This window comes from uncultured Polaribacter sp. (genome assembly GCF_947503875.1).
GTDB lineage: Bacteria > Bacteroidota > Bacteroidia > Flavobacteriales > Flavobacteriaceae > Polaribacter.
This window is the reverse complement of the sequence record NZ_CANNFH010000004.1, coordinates 134737-152045: the sequence shown is the minus strand read 5'-3', so window position 1 is coordinate 152045 and position 17309 is coordinate 134737. Positions and strand designations below refer to the sequence as shown.

The window sequence follows — 17309 nt, the reverse complement described above, 5'->3', positions numbered from 1 at the left end:
ATGAAACTACATAAAAAAGATAACTTTAGCAGGAGAAACTTTTTAAAAACATCTGTTTTAGCAAGTGGTGGTATGTTAATTGGTTTTAACTTTCTTACGGCTTGCAAGCCAGAAGCTAAAATGCCAGTAGATATTGCCAATTTAAATTTTAACGATTTTAATGCGTATATAAAAATTTCTGAAGAAGGGTTTGTTACTATTTTTTCTCCAAATCCAGAAATTGGCCAAGGTGTAAAAACGTCTATGCCTATGATTATTGCAGAAGAGTTAGATGTTGCATGGCAAAATGTAACAGTTGCACAGGCAGATTTAGATACCAAAAACTTTAAAAGGCAAGTAGCTGGTGGTAGTCAATCTATTAGAAGTAGTTGGTCTGTTTTAAGAGAAGCAGGTGCCACAGCAAAACAAATGCTAATGCAAGCAGCAGCCAATAAGTGGCAAGTAGATATAAGTACTTTAAAAGTTGCTAACGGAATTATAACAAACAATAATGGAGATACTTTAGGTTATGGAGATGTAGTAAAAGAAGCTGCTTTATTAGAAGTACCAGAAAAAGTAACCTTAAAAGAGTTAAAAGATTTTACCATTATTGGTAAAGATGCTGTAAATGTAGATTTGCATAAAATAGTTACTGGCCAACCTTTGTATGGTTTAGATTATAAGGCAGAAGGTATGGTGTATGCCACTGTTTTAAGGCCACCTGCTTTTGGGCAAGAATTGGTTTCTTTTGATGCTACAGCAGCTAAAAAAGTAACTGGTGTTATAGATGTAATTACTATAGGAGAAAAAGTACGTGATTTTAAAAAATCGGGCGAAAAAAATTGGTCTTTCAATTTGTCTAGCTCAGATAAAGTGGTGGTAATTGCCAAAAATACTTGGGCTGCTATAAAAGGTAAAAAAGCAATTAAAGCAAAATGGAAAACGATTACTGCTTTAGAAAGTACAGAAAAGCATGAAGAAGTTTTAAATGGTATTTTAAATGATACAAAAGGTAAAGTTAGAAGAGAAGATGGTAATGTAGCAAAAGCATTTACCAATGCAGATAAGGTGATAGAAAAAACATACAGTGCTCCTTTTTTACCACACAATTGTATGGAACCCATGAATTTTTATGCAAATATTACCAAAGAAAAAGTACACTTGGTTGGGCCAATTCAAACGCCAGAAGCTGCAGCAAATGTTGTGGGTAAAATGTTTGGTTTTGCTCAAGATAAAATTCATTTAGAAATGACTAGAATGGGTGGTGGTTTTGGTAGACGTTTGTATGGCGATTTTGTTTTTGAAGTAGCGGAAATTGCAAATAAAATACAAAAACCTGTAAAATTAATCTCCACTAGAGAAGATGATATGACTACAGGAATTTACAGACCGTCTACAAAATACAAGATTTCAGCAGCTTTAAAAGATGGTAAAGTTTTAGGGTATCACTTAAAAGAGGCTTCAATAAATGGAAATATGTATGGTTCTATTGCACACTTTTTTCCTGCGGGTTGTATACCAAATTACAAAGTAGAAACTGGTAATTATAAGAGTAATGTTACAACTGGTGCTTGGAGAGCTCCTTACACTAATTTTTTAGCTTTTGCAGAGCAAACTTTTTTTGACGAATTGGCTACAGAATTAAATACAGATCCTATTCAGTTAAGATTAAATTTATTAGAAAATATAGATTCTAAAAAAGACAAAAGAATACAATATTCTGGCAAGCGAACAAAAGATGTTATAGAGTTGGTAAGAGAGAAAGGAAATTGGGGAAAAGTTGCTGCAGGAATCTACCAAGGTTTTGCCGCTTATTATAGCCACAATACACATGTAGCAGAAATTGCAGATATAGAAATTAAAAATGGTTTGCCTGTTATTAAAAAGGTAACGGTTGCTGTAGATTGTGGTATTGTTGTAAATCCAACAGGTGCAAAAAACCAAGTAGAAGGTGGTGTTTTAGACGGTATTGGCCACGCAATGTATGCTAATTTTTCTCTGAAAGACGGTAAGCCAACATATAAAAATTTTGATACTTATAGACTTATAAGAATGAATGAAACTCCAAAAGTTGAGGTTTATTTTGTAGAAAACAATTTAAAGCCAACAGGTTTGGGTGAGCCAGGTTTGCCACCTGCAGGTGGTGCTGTAGCGAATGCAATTAATGCAGCTTTAGGCAAGAGATTGTACAGCCAGCCATTTATAAAAGACTTGAAAAAACAAACAATTTTAGGATAAAAAAGTGGTTGTCCAGAAAATATTTTCATTTTATTATTTCTACTTTATAGAGAAATCTAATCTGCAGCAATTTAATTGAATAGATTTTTCGACTCCATTTCATTTCGCTCAAAATGATAAAATTACGTCACTTGAAAGAACAAAGAATTTTAGGATAAAAAAAAGCCGCTAAAAGCGGCTTTTTTTTTGAAAAGAAATTAAAGGGATTTTATTGTCCTGCTTCTTTTTTAGCTTGTTCAATCATATCTCCATTAGGTACAATGGCAATATTAACACGTCTGTTTTTAGCTCTGCCTTCTGGAGTAGCGTTATCAAATTTTGGTTGTGTTTCTCCATACCACATTGTTTCTAATCTACTTCCTAAAACACCATCGTTAATTAAATAATTTGTTACAGCTTTTGCTCTTTTTTCAGATAAAGTCATGTTGTAATCATCTCTACCAGAACTATCTGTGTGCCCTGCAACTAATATTTTTGTATCTGGAAATTCTTTAAAAACTTCTGTTAATTTATGTAACGTTTCTTTAGATTTCGCATTAATATTAGACTTGTTTGTGTCAAAATACACACCACTATTTTCATCAAAAGTTACAACGATTCCGTTATCTACTCTTTCTACAACAGCGCCTGGCATTTCTGTTTCAATCTTTTTTGCTTGGTCATCCATTTTTTTACCAATTAGTACACCTGCACCACCGCCAATAACACCGCCAATAACAGCGCCTAACTCACCGTTTTTGCCTTTAACGTTATTTCCTATAATTGCACCTAGTAATGCGCCCGCAGTTGCGCCAATTGCAGCACCTTTTTGTTTGTTATTTGCATTTTTTGTTGCCTCACAACTAGTAAAACTAAAAGTAAGACTTAAAGCTAATAGTAAAATGGTTACTTTTTTCATTTTAGTTATTGTTTAGTAAAGTTCATATTAATAATAAAAGGAACGCCGTTTATAGACAAACGTTGTTTACATTGCATTGTGTTTTCAGATAATTCTGTTAAATCTAACCTATAACCAATATTATCTTTATTGTTTTTTGGTTTTAAAAGAAAGTCAAAATAACCAGAAATTTTATCTACTTCTTGTACTACAAAAATAAACTCTCTTTCACCAGAATTACAGTCTGTATTATTTATAGTGTATATGCCAGTATTGTTATTTGGTACAAATTTCCAAGTACTACCTTCTAAACAATCTTTAGTAGTATCATTAAAAATAGTAACGTTATAATTACCGGTTTTACTGTAAACTATTTTATTTAAAACCCAATTTCCTTTGAGTGTTTTTTCTTTGATTTTTAGATTTTTGTTTGCTCCACAAGAAAATAGTGTCGCAATACATAGTAATACTAGTATTTTTTTCATTTTTGTTGATTTTAACGCCAATTAAGTATTGTACGCAAAAATTAAGCTGTACAAATTTAAATAAAAAAGAAAGCCATCAAAATAATTTATTGTTTTGATGACTTTACAAAGTAATAAGAACTAAATTGAATTGTATGCTTAAGAGGTCATTTTAGAACTTATTGAATATTTTACTGAATTATTGTTTCTATTTTAATCAAAGCTACTATTTATTCAGATTACAAAACAACAGTTTTAGACAAAAGGCATTTTTCTATAGTTCTATAACCACTTAATATAGACGAATGTAATTTTATAATTCGTTCACCTAAAAAACTTAAAATCTCTTAAAAGTAAATTTCTTGCACAAGTCTAAAGGTGTTCGCATGTGCCTCTACAATAGTTTTAATTTCTGGTGAATAACCACCACCCATAGAACACATAACTGGTATTTGTAAATTAAAACAGGTTTGTAAAACAAAACGATCTCTTTCTTTACAACCTTCTAAAGTTAGTGCTAGTTTGCCAAGTTTATCGGTTTCAATAACATCTACACCACATAAATAATAAATAAAATCTGGCTTTTCTTGTTGTATTAATTTTGGTAGTATATTTTTTAATAGTCTTAAATATTCTTCATCTTTTGTGTTATTTTCTAAGGCAATGTCTAAGTCTGAGATTTCTTTTTGAAACGGGTAATTACTTTTGCCGTGCATAGAAAACGTAAAAACTGTAGCGTCTTTTCTAAATATTTCTGCAGTCCCATTGCCTTGATGTACATCTAAATCTACAATTAAAATCTTTTTTGCTAATTTGTTATTTTGCAGATATTTTGCACCAATAGCTTGGTCATTTAACATGCAAAAAGCTTCGCCTCTGTTAGAAAATGCATGATGTGTGCCACCTGCAATATTCATTGCAATTCCGTTTTTTAATGCAAACTCACTTGCTTTTATTGTGCCATCTGCAATAATCATTTCGCGTTCAATTAAAACTTCAGATAAAGGAAAACCTATTTTACGCGCTGCTTTTTGGGTAAGTTTAATATTTAATAAATCAAAAAAGTATTCAGGATCATGAACTGTAAAAAAATGCTTGTTATTTGGAATTTCTGGTTCAAAAAAATTCTCCTCACTACAAGTGCCTTCGTGCAGTAATTGTTGAGGTAAAAGGTCATATTTTTCCATAGGAAAACGATGACCTTTTGGTAATTCATATTTATAAATTGGGTGGTATGCTATTTTAAGCATTTGCTATTATTTATTAACCAAAAAAATCACTTTACGTTTAAAGTTTTTATTTCTGAAACAAAATTATTATTTACAACACCTTCTATATATAAATTTACCAAACCTTTATATTTATTAGGAAATTTAAAGGTAACAAAACCATTGGTATCTATTTTTAAATTTGGGTACCAAGTGATTGCACCGTATTCTTTAAAAAAGGTTGTGGTATAGCTTACATAATTTGGCGTATAATATTTCTTAGGAGTACTAAAACTTAACGGAAAATTGTAAGTAGAAACATTATTTTTAGTTGTACTATTTTCTGATGCTCTTCTAACTGGATCTGTAACTATATTTATTACACCTGATGCTGTTCTACCATATTGCAGGCCTATTTGGTCTATTTCTACATAATCTACAATATCCATTCTAAAAAAACGTAAAATATCTATATCTGTAAGCCTTACACCATCTAAAATTACAATAGGTGGTCCAGCTTCAGGGCTACTAACTCTTTGGTTTGTTATTGTAAAAGTTCCTAAATTGCTACTTTGAGAAACATTAAAACCTTTTGTTCTTAAGTAGAGTTCTATGGTAGGGAATCTATCGCTTAGTTTATCGTCAAAAAACTCTATTCTACTAGAAGCTGAAGTGTTTGATAGTTTTTCTCTTCTCTTTTTTTCTAGGTTAGCTTTTATAACAACTTCATCTAACTCTTCAGTAGCGTTAAAATTACTGTATAATAAAGTTGCGTCTATTTTTTCTTTCTTAAAATCTGGTTTCTTAAAAGGTATTTGATAATTTAGTTGTTGTAAACTAGGCATAACTGCTGGTTTAAATTGCAAATATAGTTTAGGTTTAGCTGCAGTAGATTTACTATTTAATAGACTTATTTTATACTTTTCTTTATCTTCTGGATACAAATTAGAATGTGTAAACGTTTTATCTGCATCTGTTGTTGTAAAAATTTTTGTTTTGCTGTTTTTTAATGGTAATGCTAGATAATTAACGAAACCATCATTATTTATATTGGCAGTTATTTCTATACCTTTCTCAAATTTGTATGGATACTTTTTTTCTTTAAACACATTATACCAATTATAAGAACTCCAACCTTGCGTAATTAACAAATTGTCTAAATTATATGTTGTTTTTAAGTTTGGTTTGTTAAAATAATAAGCGGCATCTTCTACAAATCCTTTTACATAAGGTTCTAAGTATGTTTGAGATAAAATATTAGAATTAATGGAATACGCTTTGGTAAGTTTAGGTAAAATAGAAATACTTATGTTTTGTATATTTATAGAATCTTGTTTTCTACTAAATTTTAATTTTACAGAAACAGAATCTGTTTCTTGAGCTGCAATAATATCTTGCGTACTAATTCTTGGAATATGATTATAATTAAAATATAAACGTTCTAGTATAGGTTTTTTGGTCTCTAAATCAAAAACTGTAAAGATATTTATACCACTATAAAGCGTTTCGTTTTCAAAAATTTTATAAAATTCTGTTTTATTGCTAAATTGAAATTTAACCGTTTTTATCTTATCCCCATTATGTATTGCTAATAAATAGGATTTATTTTTTATGTTTTGTAAAGTGCTTTTATTGGTTTTAAAATGAAGTCCTACTTTACCTCTTAAAGGTTTTACAGAAAAAACAAAACCTTGAAAATCGATATCTGTAATCCTTTTAGATAATATTTTATCTTTGTTATTTACTAAAATTTTATATGATTTTCCTTTCTCTGGAAATAAAGGTATTTTGGCAATACCAAACTTATTTAGTGTAAAGCTAGTTACTAAATTCTCTAAATTATCTACTAATTTACCGCTTGCATTTTTTAGACCAAAGCCTAAATTATCTTTCACAATAATACCTAAATTATTGCTTAAATTATTAACCAAGTGTCCGCTTTCTGGTAAAACTTGTATGTTGTAATTGTTATTGACAACGTTTACCTTTTCTTCCTCTTCTGTATTTAAAACAGAAAAAGAGTGTTCGTAATAATTACGTTCATTAAAATTACGCATCCAATTTGTATACGCTCTAAACTTATAAACACCCGGTTTAAACAAACTATCTACTTTAAAGATATTGTGCGCAAAACCTTTTTTAACTAAAACAAGTTTGCTTTTAATAACCTTATTTTCTTCATCTAAGATGGAACAGTATAAGTTGGATGTTTCTACTAAAGTCTTTTTAGTACTTTTATTTAATATATATGCACTAAAACCAATGAACTCTTCTTTTATAAAAGAAGATTTATTTAAATGTAGGTAAGCAATTTCTCTTGGAGCTTGATTAAATTTATTATACGAATTAAAGATTAATTCTTCATTATCTTGCCCAGATAAAGTTGCTGATAAAAAGATAAAAAATAGGGTAATTTTAATTGTTCTTAAACTATCAATTTTTACTTTTTCTAGACTAAAAAGTTTCAGCGTTTTGGAATTTTGGGTTGTTAAAAGGATTAAAGAAAAAACATTTTTTTTTGGAGGAAAATTCATCATAGTTGTCAATTTTAACACAAATATCCAATAATTATGCCAAAATTCAATATTATTCTTAATTTATCTGTTGCCCATTTTTAACAACTTTTTCAGGCTCTATAAAAGCTAATTTTCCATCTGGTGTATCTGTCATTAAAATCATGCCTTGGCTTTCTACACCTCTTATTTTTCTTGGTGCTAAATTTACCAAAACAGAAACTTGTTGGCCAATAATATCTTCTGGCGCAAAACTTTCTGCAATACCAGAAACAATAGTTCTAGTATCTATACCAACATCCACTTTAAGCTTTAAAAGCTTTTTTGTTTTTGCAACTTTTTCAGCTTCTAAAATAGTACCAATTCTAATATCTAATTTTGTAAAATCTTCAAAATCTATGGTTTCTTTTTGAGGTTCTACCGTTTTTGCCTGTGCTGAAGAGGAAGCATTGGCAATTTTTGTGGCCTGTAATTTTTCTAATTGTGCTTCAATGGTTTTATCTTCAATCTTAGAAAATAATAATTCTGCTTTGTTTATTTGATGCCCTTCTTGTATTAAAACATCTTTTTGGGTTACGTCTTTCCAAGATAAAGATTCCTCCATTTCAGTTGGAATGACATTTAGATTTAAAATACTTTTTAATTTAGTTGAAGTAAAAGGAATAAACGGTTCTGAAACCACTGCTAAAGCCGCCGCAATTTGCAAAGCAACATACATTATGGTTTTGGTGCGTTCTTCATCTAACTTTATTACTTTCCAAGGTTCTTCATCTGCTAAATACTTGTTTCCAAGTCTTGCCAAATTCATTAATTCTTGGCTAGCTTCTCTAAAACGGTAACGTTCTATAGATTTTCCAATACTATTTGGAAATTCTTTTACAGCTGCCAAAACATCTTCATCTATCTCAGAAAAATCGCTTGGTGCAGGAATAATGCCTTCATAATATTTGTTGGTTAATACTACAACTCTGTTTATAAAATTACCAAAAATAGCTACCAATTCGCTATTATTTTTTGCTTGAAAATCTTTCCAAGTAAAATCATTGTCTTTACTTTCTGGTGCATTTGCAGTTAATGTATAACGCAAAACATCTTGCTGATTTGGAAATTCTTCTAAATACTCATGCAACCAAACTGCCCAGTTTTTAGAGGTTGATAACTTATTACCTTCTAAGTTTAAAAATTCGTTTGCAGGTACATTATCTGGTAAAATATAATCTCCGTGTGCTTTTAGCATGCTTGGAAAAATAATACAGTGAAAAACAATATTGTCTTTTCCTATAAAGTGTACCAATTTAGTATCATCTTTTTTCCAATAATCTTCCCAGTTTTTACCTTCTCTTGCTGCCCATTCTTTGGTTGAAGAAATGTAGCCAATTGGGGCATCAAACCAAACATATAAAACTTTACCTGCTGCATCTTTTACAGGTACAGGTATACCCCAATCTAAATCTCTGGTTACAGCTCTTGGTCTTAAACCGTCTTCTACCCAAGATTTTACTTGTCCGTAAACATTTGGTTTCCAATCTTTTTTATGACCCTCTAAAACCCATTCTCTTAAAAAAGCTTCGTGTTTATCTAAAGGTAAAAACCAATGTTTGGTTTCTTTTATGGTAGGCACATTTCCTGTAATTGCAGATTTAGGGTTTATTAAATCTGTTGCATTATGGCTGGTACCACAGCTTTCACATTGGTCGCCATAGCTTTCTTCAAAACCACATTTTGGGCAAGTACCCACTACAAATCTATCTGCTAAAAACTGATTTGCTTCAGCATCATATAATTGTTCAGAAACTTCTTCTACAAACTCGCCATCATTATACATTTTTGTAAAAAAGTCTGATGCTGTTTCATGATGAATTGGAGCAGAAGTTCTAGAATAGTTATCGAAAGAAATACCAAAATCTGTAAAAGATTTTTTAATAATGGTGTGGTATTTATCTATAATAACTTGCGGAGAAACACCTTCTTTTTTTGCACGCATTGGTATTGCTGCTCCATGTTCATCTGAACCAGAAATATAAGCAACATCATTACCTGTTAAACGCAAATAACGTGCGTAAATATCTGCTGGCACATATACACCTGCCAAATGCCCAATATGTATTGGCCCGTTTGTGTAAGGTAACGCTGCTGTAATTGTATATCTTTTTGGAGCACTCATAGTGTTTCTCTTAAATTTTTGTACTAATTATTGAAGTGCAAAAGTACAAAAAAGGGAGTTTTAAAACCGATTGAAATTAATACATTTACAAGAAATACATTGTTTTACTTTTAGAAAGCACAAATACTACTTATTTTGAAAAAGAAACTGTTAATATTTATTTTATTTTTGATTACAATTTCGTCAATAAAAGCGCAAGAAAAGCTTGACTCTTTAAATATAACAAATAACCCAATAGTTTTTGCAGACGTAAGTTTTGGCTATACAATTGGTTCTTTAAGAGGTTTAACAGGTGTATTCAGTTTAAATTATCAAAAGAAAAATAATCTTTTTACATTTAGACATTTAGAAATTGTAAAATTTGATGATATAGATTTCTTTTTTATTATTCCTGTTGATGTAGAAAGTAGAAGAATTAGAGAATATTCTATGTTATATGGAAAAAGGATTATTAAAGAGGGTACTTCTTATCATTTTTCTGGTGGTTTTTCTTACAATACCTATCAACAAAGAAAAAACAACAATATTATTGCAAGTGAATCTTTTGTAGGTTTTCCTTTAGAATTTGGTGTGAGTTGGTTTAAATCTAAAAAAGAAAGGTTTAGAATTTTATACGGCTTACTGCCCGTGGGCAAACCTACAAGTTTTGGACGCGCTTTTGGAATTAAATTACACGCAAATTTGGCTAAAAGATCTTATGTTGGTATAGGTTTAACTTTTGGTTTAGGATGGCATAAAATACATAAAAATGAAATATAATTTATTCGCGCTTTTAATTTTATTGAGTTTTTTAAATACAAACGCACAAGAAAAATTAACAACTCCACCGTATTTAAAAACAGGAGATACCATCGCAATTGTTGCACCTGCAGGAATTTTAAAAGGTAGAAAAGCAACTGTGCAAAAGGCAAAAAAACTGGCAGAAAGTTGGGGTTTACAAGTGGTTTTAGGTAAAAATATGTTCAATCAAAATAACCATTTTTCGGGTACTGATAGTGAGCGTTGTCAAGATTTTCAAGATGCTTTAGACAGCCCAAATATTAAAGCAATTTGGGCTGCAAGAGGTGGCTATGGTTCTGTTAGAATTTTAGATATGTTAGATTTTTCAAACTTTAAAAAGAATCCTAAATGGGTAATTGGCTATTCAGATATTACTGCGTTTCACAATCACATAAATAATTTAGGTTTTGAAACAATTCACGGAATGATGGCAACAAGTTTAGAGCAAAAACCAGAAGAAATTGTTGAAACAATTGCTAGTTTTAAAAAAACACTTTTTGGTAAAAACTTAAATTATAGCGTTGTAAATTCAAAATACAACAGGTCATTATCATCAACAAAAATTGAAGGACAATTAATAGGAGGTAATTTGGCAATTTTAACTTCAATGTTAGGTTCTAAAAGTCAGCTAAACACAGAGAATAAAATTTTATTTATTGAAGAAATTGGTGAGTATAAATATTCCATAGATAGAATGTTACAAAGTTTAAAACGTGCCAATTATTTTACAAAAGTAAATGCTGTTCTTGTTGGCGACATGTCTTCCATCAAAAAAAACTCTACAAAATGGGGAAGTAGTATTGAGCAATTAATTTTAGAGGTTATTCCTGCAGATATTCCTGTTTTGTTTGATTTTCCTGCAGGGCATGAGGCAGATAATCGAAGTTTAATTTTTGGGCGAAGTATTGACATTAAAATTAATACAAATAATTACACACTTGGTTTTAAAAATTAGTTTTTTACCACTTCTAAAATTGCATTAGAGATTTCTTTCCCATTCTTATCAATTGTAACAAACCAAACATTTGTGGCGCATTTTCTATTAAAAACGTTAGAATTTGAACTACATTCTTGTTTTGTACCTTTTATTAAATAGCCATTGTCTGTTTTTTCTGCTGAAAAACCGTATTCATTGTAAAAATCTCCATAGGTGTTTTGCCAAATTTTCTTTCCTTTTTTATCTGTCTTAATAATAAACATATCGTAATTTCCATCTCCATAAGAACTTGTAGAACCAGTAATTAAGTATCCGTTTTTAGTTTCTAAAACAGAGCTTGCCTTATCCCAACTTTTGCCTCCAAAACGTTTAAACCAAATTTCATTTCCTTTTATATCATTCTTGGTTAATAATATATCTGTAGTATTTCCTCTTTTAGAACCAATGGTTGTAACCTGAATTGAGCCATTTTCTATCTCTATTTTAGGCTCATATTTTAAATTTGTTTTCTTTATAAATCGAATGTTATTGGCTCTACCATAAGTTAATAATATCTCAGAAACTCTTTCAAATTTATCTCTTTTAATCTTTAAAAAATAATTGTTGGCTTGTAAGTAGTTCCTATTATAAATTTTAATAGTTGTCCAATTTTTACTGCTTGATAATTTAAATTGTAACTCCTTTTTTTTGTTCATTTTCAAATTAAAATCAACTTTAAGTTCTTTGTTATAATAATTTCCTAACAGCCCTTTTAAATCTTTAAATGAAGCAGATTTTGCTTCACTTTTAGTATACTGCATTGTTTTACCTGAAGCATAAAACTCTATCATTTTATCATGATAAAACTTAACTTTTAAACTTGTATTATTCTTAAAGTAAAAGTTATTTTTATCTTTAGAAACCATTTCAACAGTAAAATTCTTTTCCTTCCAAAATGTTTTTCCGTCTTTTTTTATAATTTCTACCATTTTATTTTCTAAAGGATACGTGTATTTTGCTAGAATAGATATAGGTTTACTAGAGGTTGTTTTTTTGTAAAAGAGAGCATTGTATTTTGGATTATTTGTTGTTTTTGGTAATAATATTTTTGCAATTTCTTTGGCAATTAAATTACTACTGATATTGCCATTATTACTCATAATAAAAATTGTAAGTTTTTCATTTGGAAACCTAAAAGTTTGAGAATGAAATCCGTAAGTTCCTCCTGCATGATGTACTGATGTTTTTCCTAAAACATCTTGTATTTCTAAACCAAAACCGTAGGTTTTAATTTCACTATTTGGAATTGTTTGTTGACTTTCTATTAATAAGACATTATTATTATTATATTTTGCATTTTGTATGGCCTTCTCAAATATTAATTGATCTTTTAAGGTAGTAAACAAAAAACCCTCTCCATTTGTTTTGGTAACTGTTGGAACTTCCGACCATTCTCCACTTCCCCAATCTGAATATGGATTTGCTCTGTTAGGAATTACACTCATATACTTTTCTACAAAAGAAGTTTCTTTCATTCCTAAATTTTCAAAAAAGATTTTAGAATACTCATTAAAAGTTTTTCCCGATATTTTTTCAATAATTTTAGTTAGTAAAATATAGTTTGTATTACTGTAGCTGTAATATGTACCAGGCTTAAAGCCTAATTTTTCTTGATTTTGAATTAATCTGAGAATATCGTCATTATCTAATCCAAATCTTTGCCACCAAACATTTCCTTCTAAATCCAATAACTCCACATAATCGCGTATACCACTAGTATGATTTAATAGATGTCTCACTTTAATTTCTTGAGCTACATTCTTATATATTTTTGGTAGAAATTTTCTAATATCGTCTTCTAAACTCAATTTTTCATTTAGTGTTAAGTTTAAAATCATTAAGGCTGTAAATTGTTTGGCCGTAGAAGCAATATTAGATCTTGTTTTTTTATTAAACTTTATTTTATGTTGAAGATTAGATAAACCTAAATAGTTCTCATAAATGATATTTCCTTTTTTTATAATTCCAACAGCAATTCCAGGGTGATTTTCTTTTACCTTAGCATTTAAAATCGAATCGATTTCTGAGAATTCAGGTTCTTGAGCAGATAATAACATTGCACAAAAAAGTATTATTATGTTAGTAAAAAGTTTCATGTAGATGTATTTATTTAAATACAAAGATGAAAAAGAATTCGAGTAGAAGCGCTTCAAATCTTGATTTGAGACTAATTTTTAGATATTTTTTGAAGATAATCTTTGGGTGATAATCCTGTGCTTTTTTTAAATGCTCTGTTAAATGTGGCTTTGCTGTTAAATCCGGCATCAAAAGCAATGCCTAATAAAGTTGTTGTTTTGTGTTTGCCTTCACTTAGTTTTTCTTTTACAGCTTCTATTCTATAATGATTTATAAAATCATTAAAATTCATATTAAATCCTGTGTTTATAACATTTGAAACTATTTTCGAGTTGGTTTCTAATTCATTTGCAAGATTTGCTAGGGTTAACTTTGGGTTTTCGTAAATTTTATGTTCTTGTATAAGCTGAATTATCTTATGTTTCCAAACTTCAATTTCTTTTTCATTTGAAGCTTGGTTTGCTATTTCCTTTTCGTTATCCAATTCAGAAAATACGTTTATATTTTCTGAATTTACATCATTTAAAAAAGACATTTTTACTGCATTTGCATAACCATTTATAGCTATATAAAGCACTACAAAAGAAAATACTATATAATACCAAAACTGACTACCAAATTCGCCCCATTCAGGATTTAAAAGAAATAATAAAACTCTTAAAATAATAATTGCTAAAAAAGCAATTAAAAAATTTTGTATCCAGTCAAATAAAATAGAATTGGCAAAACTTACTTTCTGAAAAACTAAATTTTTATATTTTGAGTAGTGTTGTAAACTTAAAATTAAATAAAAACTCATAGAAATAACGCCCATTATTTGATACCAATTTGCCAAATCTTTATCTCTACCATCTGCATAAAAGTAAAATTCATCTAAAATAACTTTATCAATAATAAAAATAATAACACTATAAATTAAATAAAGTAGTGCTGGTATAAAATGTAAAAACTCCTTTTTTGAGACCTTAAAAGAGATATTAAGTGAGCTTTTTGTATAAAAATAAATTACAGGCCCAATTAACAAAACCTGCATAAAAGGCACAAAAAATAAGATTTCTCTAGTTACTTTATGGGTATACCAATTTGCATAGCCCAACATATAGGGAGTAATATAAAGTGCACACAAAAATAATAAAAAACTTAACCATTTGCTGGCTTTATTGTTAAACAACATTCCTTTTCTTAATAGTAAAAAAGAGAACAAAAATCCATTAAAAAAGAAAATTAATAAAAGTGAGCTTTTTTGCCCAAAACTAAAAGGGAAATTCATTTTAAAACAATAAATATGTAATTAAAAAATCTTTGTTTGTACTAATATTAAAAACTAGGAATTAAATTACCTTCTATTTTATAGGGTTCAAAACGGGCAAATAGCTCTTCTGAATACCATTGCAATTCTCTAGTTTTTTTTACCATTTCTGCATGACTTGGGTTTTGGTATGCATAATTCATCATAGCATCTGCAGAACTCCATAAAGAAAATGTAGCTTGCATTAACAAAGGAAATTCACCAATTCCTTTAGAAAAAACCAACTCTTTATAAGAATCCATAGATTTGGATACAGATGGTACATATTTCCAGAATTTATGCGCTAATTGAGGTTTTATAGTGGCTCTTGTAATTACTGCTAATGGCTTGGTTTTATCGAACTTTACACTGCTTTTAAACGGATTTTGTTTGCTCCATTCTCCGTGACTTTTTACTGTTTTCATGTATACCAAGCTAAAATTGACTGCTTTTTTTTTGTATTGAAGCATAGCTTCAGATTTTGCAAAATTTTTGGCTTCTTCTTCAGTATTAAAAACAGTTACAAAACCGTATGTAGAAAAATCTGGTTTTATAGAAAATCCATTGCCACTTCCTGTGCCTAAAGGTTTAAAAAAAGTTAAACCTTCTACTTTTTTTTGCTGAATTGGAGGCATTCCCATTCTTGTAAAGGCTTGCCATTTATTAACAAAACCTGTATACTTAAAAAAGGCAATTAATGTAGTTTGAGACATATAACAAAAATAGAGAAACCAAATTTTTTAAAACTAAAATATTTGTTATAATTATTCTTTTAGAGTGCCTTATCTTTTCAATGGAAAAAAGGGAAAAAAATTTAGCTGTCCTTTATCTAATATTGCAGTTTTATTTGGCTGATTTAAAGCTAATAATTATTTAACTATTTTTACTAAAAAGAAAAAAGCTATGGCAAAACACAACGAATTAGGGAAAGAAGGAGAAAAAATTGCGGTAGAATATCTAGTAAAAACAGGCTACAAAATTTTAGAAACCAATTACAGATATATAAAAGCTGAGGTAGATATTATTGCACAAAAAGAGGCTGTTTTAGTTGCTGTTGAAGTAAAAACAAGAAGTTCTAATTACTTTGAAGACCCACAAGACGCTGTAAAAGCAAAAAAGATAAAATTATTAGTTTCTGCAATAGATTATTATGTTTCACAAAGAGATTTAGATGTAGAAGTACGCTTTGATATTATTGCAATTCTTCATCAGAAAAACAAAATAGAGATTGAACATTTAGAGGATGCCTTTCTCTATTTTTAATCTAAAAAATGTTCTCTAGATAATACAAGATGTAATTATTTTAAATTTTCTACTAGCTTTTTTAAGTCTTTTAGTTCTTCTGGTTTTGCAATAATTTTTTTGTTTTTATCTAGTAAAAAGTAAGATGGTGTTGCCATAATATTATAGGTTCTAGCTATTTTATTTTCCCACTTATTTAAGCCTAAAACATGGTGCCAATTGGGTAAGTTTACCTTCATACTATTCCATGCTAAGTTGTTTCTTTCCATAGCAAAAGCGATTACTTTTACTTTGGTGTTTTCTTGTAAATAGTTATATAATTCTGGTATTTCTTTTAAACAATGTGAGCAACCTGTGCTCCAGAATACTAAAATAAAATTTTCTGCACCTTTTAAAGTGCTTAAGTTTAACTTTTTACCGTTTTCTTTCCAAGAAAAATCAGGAGCTATTCTACCCACTTCAGAGGCAAATAGTGTCTTTTTTTCTTCAACAAAATCTTGGTTTTGTAAGCCTCTAGGAAGTTTGTCATAGTAATTTTCAAACAAAAAATCTATAATTTCTAAGTTTTTAGTAGCCTCAAACTCTTCAATTAAAAACACAATAGCTTCTTTTTTAAAGAGTATATCCTTTGTTTTACTAAACACCGTTTTTATAGAACTTTTATACAGTTCTTGTTGCTTTTCTTTATTATCTGAGTAATTTATGTAAAAAATATAATCGGCAATTCTATTTATTAAGAAAGAAGAATTGATAAGTGTTTTGTTAGAAAAATCCATATTGTCAAAAAATGTATTTGTTATATTAGACATATAGTTTTCTACGGTAGTTTTTAGCTCTTCAGGGTTTGCTCTTAATGTTGCTTTTACAAAAGGTTGTACATACATACCTTCTGTTTTTTCTAAATATTTTTGTTGAATTTTTTTAATACCAGCAAGTGTTTTTTTGTAGTTCTTACTTAAGCTTAAAGCAGGATTTTGAATAGCATTTATTTGTAAAGAATCTAATATTTGCTGTTTTGTAGTAATTTCATTTAAGTAATTTTTATAGATAATATTTTCTTCAGATTCAGAAAAAATAGCAGTTTGTTCTGGGTAATCTGGGTGAAAAGCAAAGCGTACATTTTCTTTATTAAAAATAAAATCTACAAAACCATTGCCTTCTGTTTTGTAACTAGTTCTATAATAGCCTTTGGGTGTGTTTTTTGGTAAGGTAAAAGTAAAAGTGCCTATTATTTGTTTTTTACCTTCAACTAAAAGGGTGTCTTTTCTTATAGTGGTATTTTTTACGAATTTTTGTTTGCCATTATCAATTCTATATAAAATTACCCAATCTGTGTTTAATGGGGTTGTTATTGTGGCATTAACTGTGTATTGTGCTTGTATAAAAGTAGTGGTAAAAACTAAAAAAATAAGTAATTTTTTCATTGGTATTTTCGTTTTTTAAATTCTTGTTATACTAATTTCAAGAAGTATACCAAAAATACTACTTATTGGTTAAATTAGGT

Annotated in this window: 13 protein-coding genes; 4 read left to right on the top strand and 9 right to left on the bottom strand. The window is 29.1% G+C overall.

The genetic code is table 11. The annotated features are described in order from the left end of the window. Entirely contained in the window at window positions 1-2217 is a 2217-nt protein-coding gene (locus Q0684_RS07720) for a molybdopterin cofactor-binding domain-containing protein (protein ID WP_299014736.1), read from the top strand. 208 nt (window positions 2218-2425) lie between these two features. On the opposite strand, the gene Q0684_RS07715 is transcribed toward Q0684_RS07720, so the two are convergent. From Q0684_RS07715 to metG, 5 genes are all read right to left on the bottom strand, one after another. Next, window positions 2426-3115: an OmpA family protein gene (locus Q0684_RS07715; protein WP_299014733.1), complete on the bottom strand. Its 690-nt coding sequence runs from the start codon at window positions 3113-3115 to the stop codon at window positions 2426-2428. Between the two features lie 5 nt (window positions 3116-3120). Then, window positions 3121-3579: a lipocalin family protein gene (locus Q0684_RS07710; RefSeq protein WP_299014730.1), complete on the bottom strand. Its 459-nt coding sequence runs from the start codon at window positions 3577-3579 to the stop codon at window positions 3121-3123. Window positions 3580-3905: 326 nt separating this feature from the next. Continuing rightward, a complete protein-coding gene (locus Q0684_RS07705; RefSeq protein ID WP_299014728.1) occupies window positions 3906-4808 on the bottom strand; it encodes a histone deacetylase in 903 nt (300 codons plus the stop codon). A 26-nt stretch (window positions 4809-4834) separates the two neighbouring features. Then, on the bottom strand, window positions 4835-7303 hold the full coding sequence (locus Q0684_RS07700; protein WP_299014725.1) for a hypothetical protein: 2469 nt from the start codon (window positions 7301-7303) through the stop codon (window positions 4835-4837). Between the two features lie 55 nt (window positions 7304-7358). Then, window positions 7359-9443, bottom strand: a complete 2085-nt coding sequence (gene metG, locus Q0684_RS07695) for a methionine--tRNA ligase (protein ID WP_299014722.1) — start codon at window positions 9441-9443, stop codon at window positions 7359-7361. A gap of 135 nt (window positions 9444-9578) precedes the next feature. Here metG and Q0684_RS07690 point away from each other — a divergent pair, with 135 nt between their 5' ends. Both Q0684_RS07690 and Q0684_RS07685 read left to right on the top strand, forming a co-directional pair. Next, window positions 9579-10202 carry a hypothetical protein gene (locus Q0684_RS07690; protein ID WP_299014720.1) on the top strand — a complete coding sequence of 208 codons (624 nt, stop codon included), beginning with the start codon at window positions 9579-9581 and terminating at the stop codon, window positions 10200-10202. After that, window positions 10192-11178, top strand: coding sequence for an LD-carboxypeptidase (locus tag Q0684_RS07685; protein WP_299014718.1), 987 nt, complete (start codon window positions 10192-10194; stop codon window positions 11176-11178). The genes Q0684_RS07690 and Q0684_RS07685 overlap by 11 nt, the downstream gene beginning before the upstream one ends. Here Q0684_RS07685 and Q0684_RS07680 read toward each other — a convergent pair. The 3 genes from Q0684_RS07680 to Q0684_RS07670 all read right to left on the bottom strand — a co-directional run bounded on the left by Q0684_RS07680 (window position 11175) and on the right by Q0684_RS07670 (window position 15276). Then, complete coding sequence (locus Q0684_RS07680) at window positions 11175-13295, bottom strand: serine hydrolase domain-containing protein (protein ID WP_299014716.1); 2121 nt, start codon at window positions 13293-13295, stop codon at window positions 11175-11177. The two genes, Q0684_RS07685 and Q0684_RS07680, sit on opposite strands and share 4 nt — an antisense overlap. A gap of 71 nt (window positions 13296-13366) precedes the next feature. After that, complete coding sequence (locus Q0684_RS07675; protein WP_299014713.1) at window positions 13367-14545, bottom strand: AraC family transcriptional regulator; 1179 nt, start codon at window positions 14543-14545, stop codon at window positions 13367-13369. A gap of 47 nt (window positions 14546-14592) precedes the next feature. Then, window positions 14593-15276: a hypothetical protein gene (locus Q0684_RS07670; RefSeq protein WP_299014710.1), complete on the bottom strand. Its 684-nt coding sequence runs from the start codon at window positions 15274-15276 to the stop codon at window positions 14593-14595. Window positions 15277-15466: 190 nt separating this feature from the next. Here Q0684_RS07670 and Q0684_RS07665 point away from each other — a divergent pair, with 190 nt between their 5' ends. Then, on the top strand, window positions 15467-15826 hold the full coding sequence (locus tag Q0684_RS07665; RefSeq protein WP_299014707.1) for a YraN family protein: 360 nt from the start codon (window positions 15467-15469) through the stop codon (window positions 15824-15826). A gap of 35 nt (window positions 15827-15861) precedes the next feature. On the opposite strand, the gene Q0684_RS07660 is transcribed toward Q0684_RS07665, so the two are convergent. Continuing rightward, window positions 15862-17229 (bottom strand): TlpA disulfide reductase family protein, encoded by a 1368-nt coding sequence (locus Q0684_RS07660; RefSeq protein WP_299014704.1) that lies wholly within the window; start codon window positions 17227-17229, stop codon window positions 15862-15864. Window positions 17230-17309 lie beyond the last annotated feature (80 nt).

Coding starts and splice junctions, on each gene's coding strand:
- Q0684_RS07685 (WP_299014718.1), top strand. CDS start 10,192: ATGAAATATAATTTATTCGCGCTTTTAATTTTATTGAGTTTTTTAAAT.
- Q0684_RS07665 (WP_299014707.1), top strand. CDS start 15,467: ATGGCAAAACACAACGAATTAGGGAAAGAAGGAGAAAAAATTGCGGTA.
- Q0684_RS07710 (WP_299014730.1), bottom strand. CDS start 3,579: ATGAAAAAAATACTAGTATTACTATGTATTGCGACACTATTTTCTTGT.
- Q0684_RS07705 (WP_299014728.1), bottom strand. CDS start 4,808: ATGCTTAAAATAGCATACCACCCAATTTATAAATATGAATTACCAAAA.
- Q0684_RS07660 (WP_299014704.1), bottom strand. CDS start 17,229: ATGAAAAAATTACTTATTTTTTTAGTTTTTACCACTACTTTTATACAA.
- Q0684_RS07700 (WP_299014725.1), bottom strand. CDS start 7,303: ATGATGAATTTTCCTCCAAAAAAAAATGTTTTTTCTTTAATCCTTTTA.
- Q0684_RS07670 (WP_299014710.1), bottom strand. CDS start 15,276: ATGTCTCAAACTACATTAATTGCCTTTTTTAAGTATACAGGTTTTGTT.
- Q0684_RS07675 (WP_299014713.1), bottom strand. CDS start 14,545: ATGAATTTCCCTTTTAGTTTTGGGCAAAAAAGCTCACTTTTATTAATT.
- Q0684_RS07715 (WP_299014733.1), bottom strand. CDS start 3,115: ATGAAAAAAGTAACCATTTTACTATTAGCTTTAAGTCTTACTTTTAGT.
- Q0684_RS07720 (WP_299014736.1), top strand. CDS start 1: ATGAAACTACATAAAAAAGATAACTTTAGCAGGAGAAACTTTTTAAAA.
- metG (WP_299014722.1), bottom strand. CDS start 9,443: ATGAGTGCTCCAAAAAGATATACAATTACAGCAGCGTTACCTTACACA.
- Q0684_RS07680 (WP_299014716.1), bottom strand. CDS start 13,295: ATGAAACTTTTTACTAACATAATAATACTTTTTTGTGCAATGTTATTA.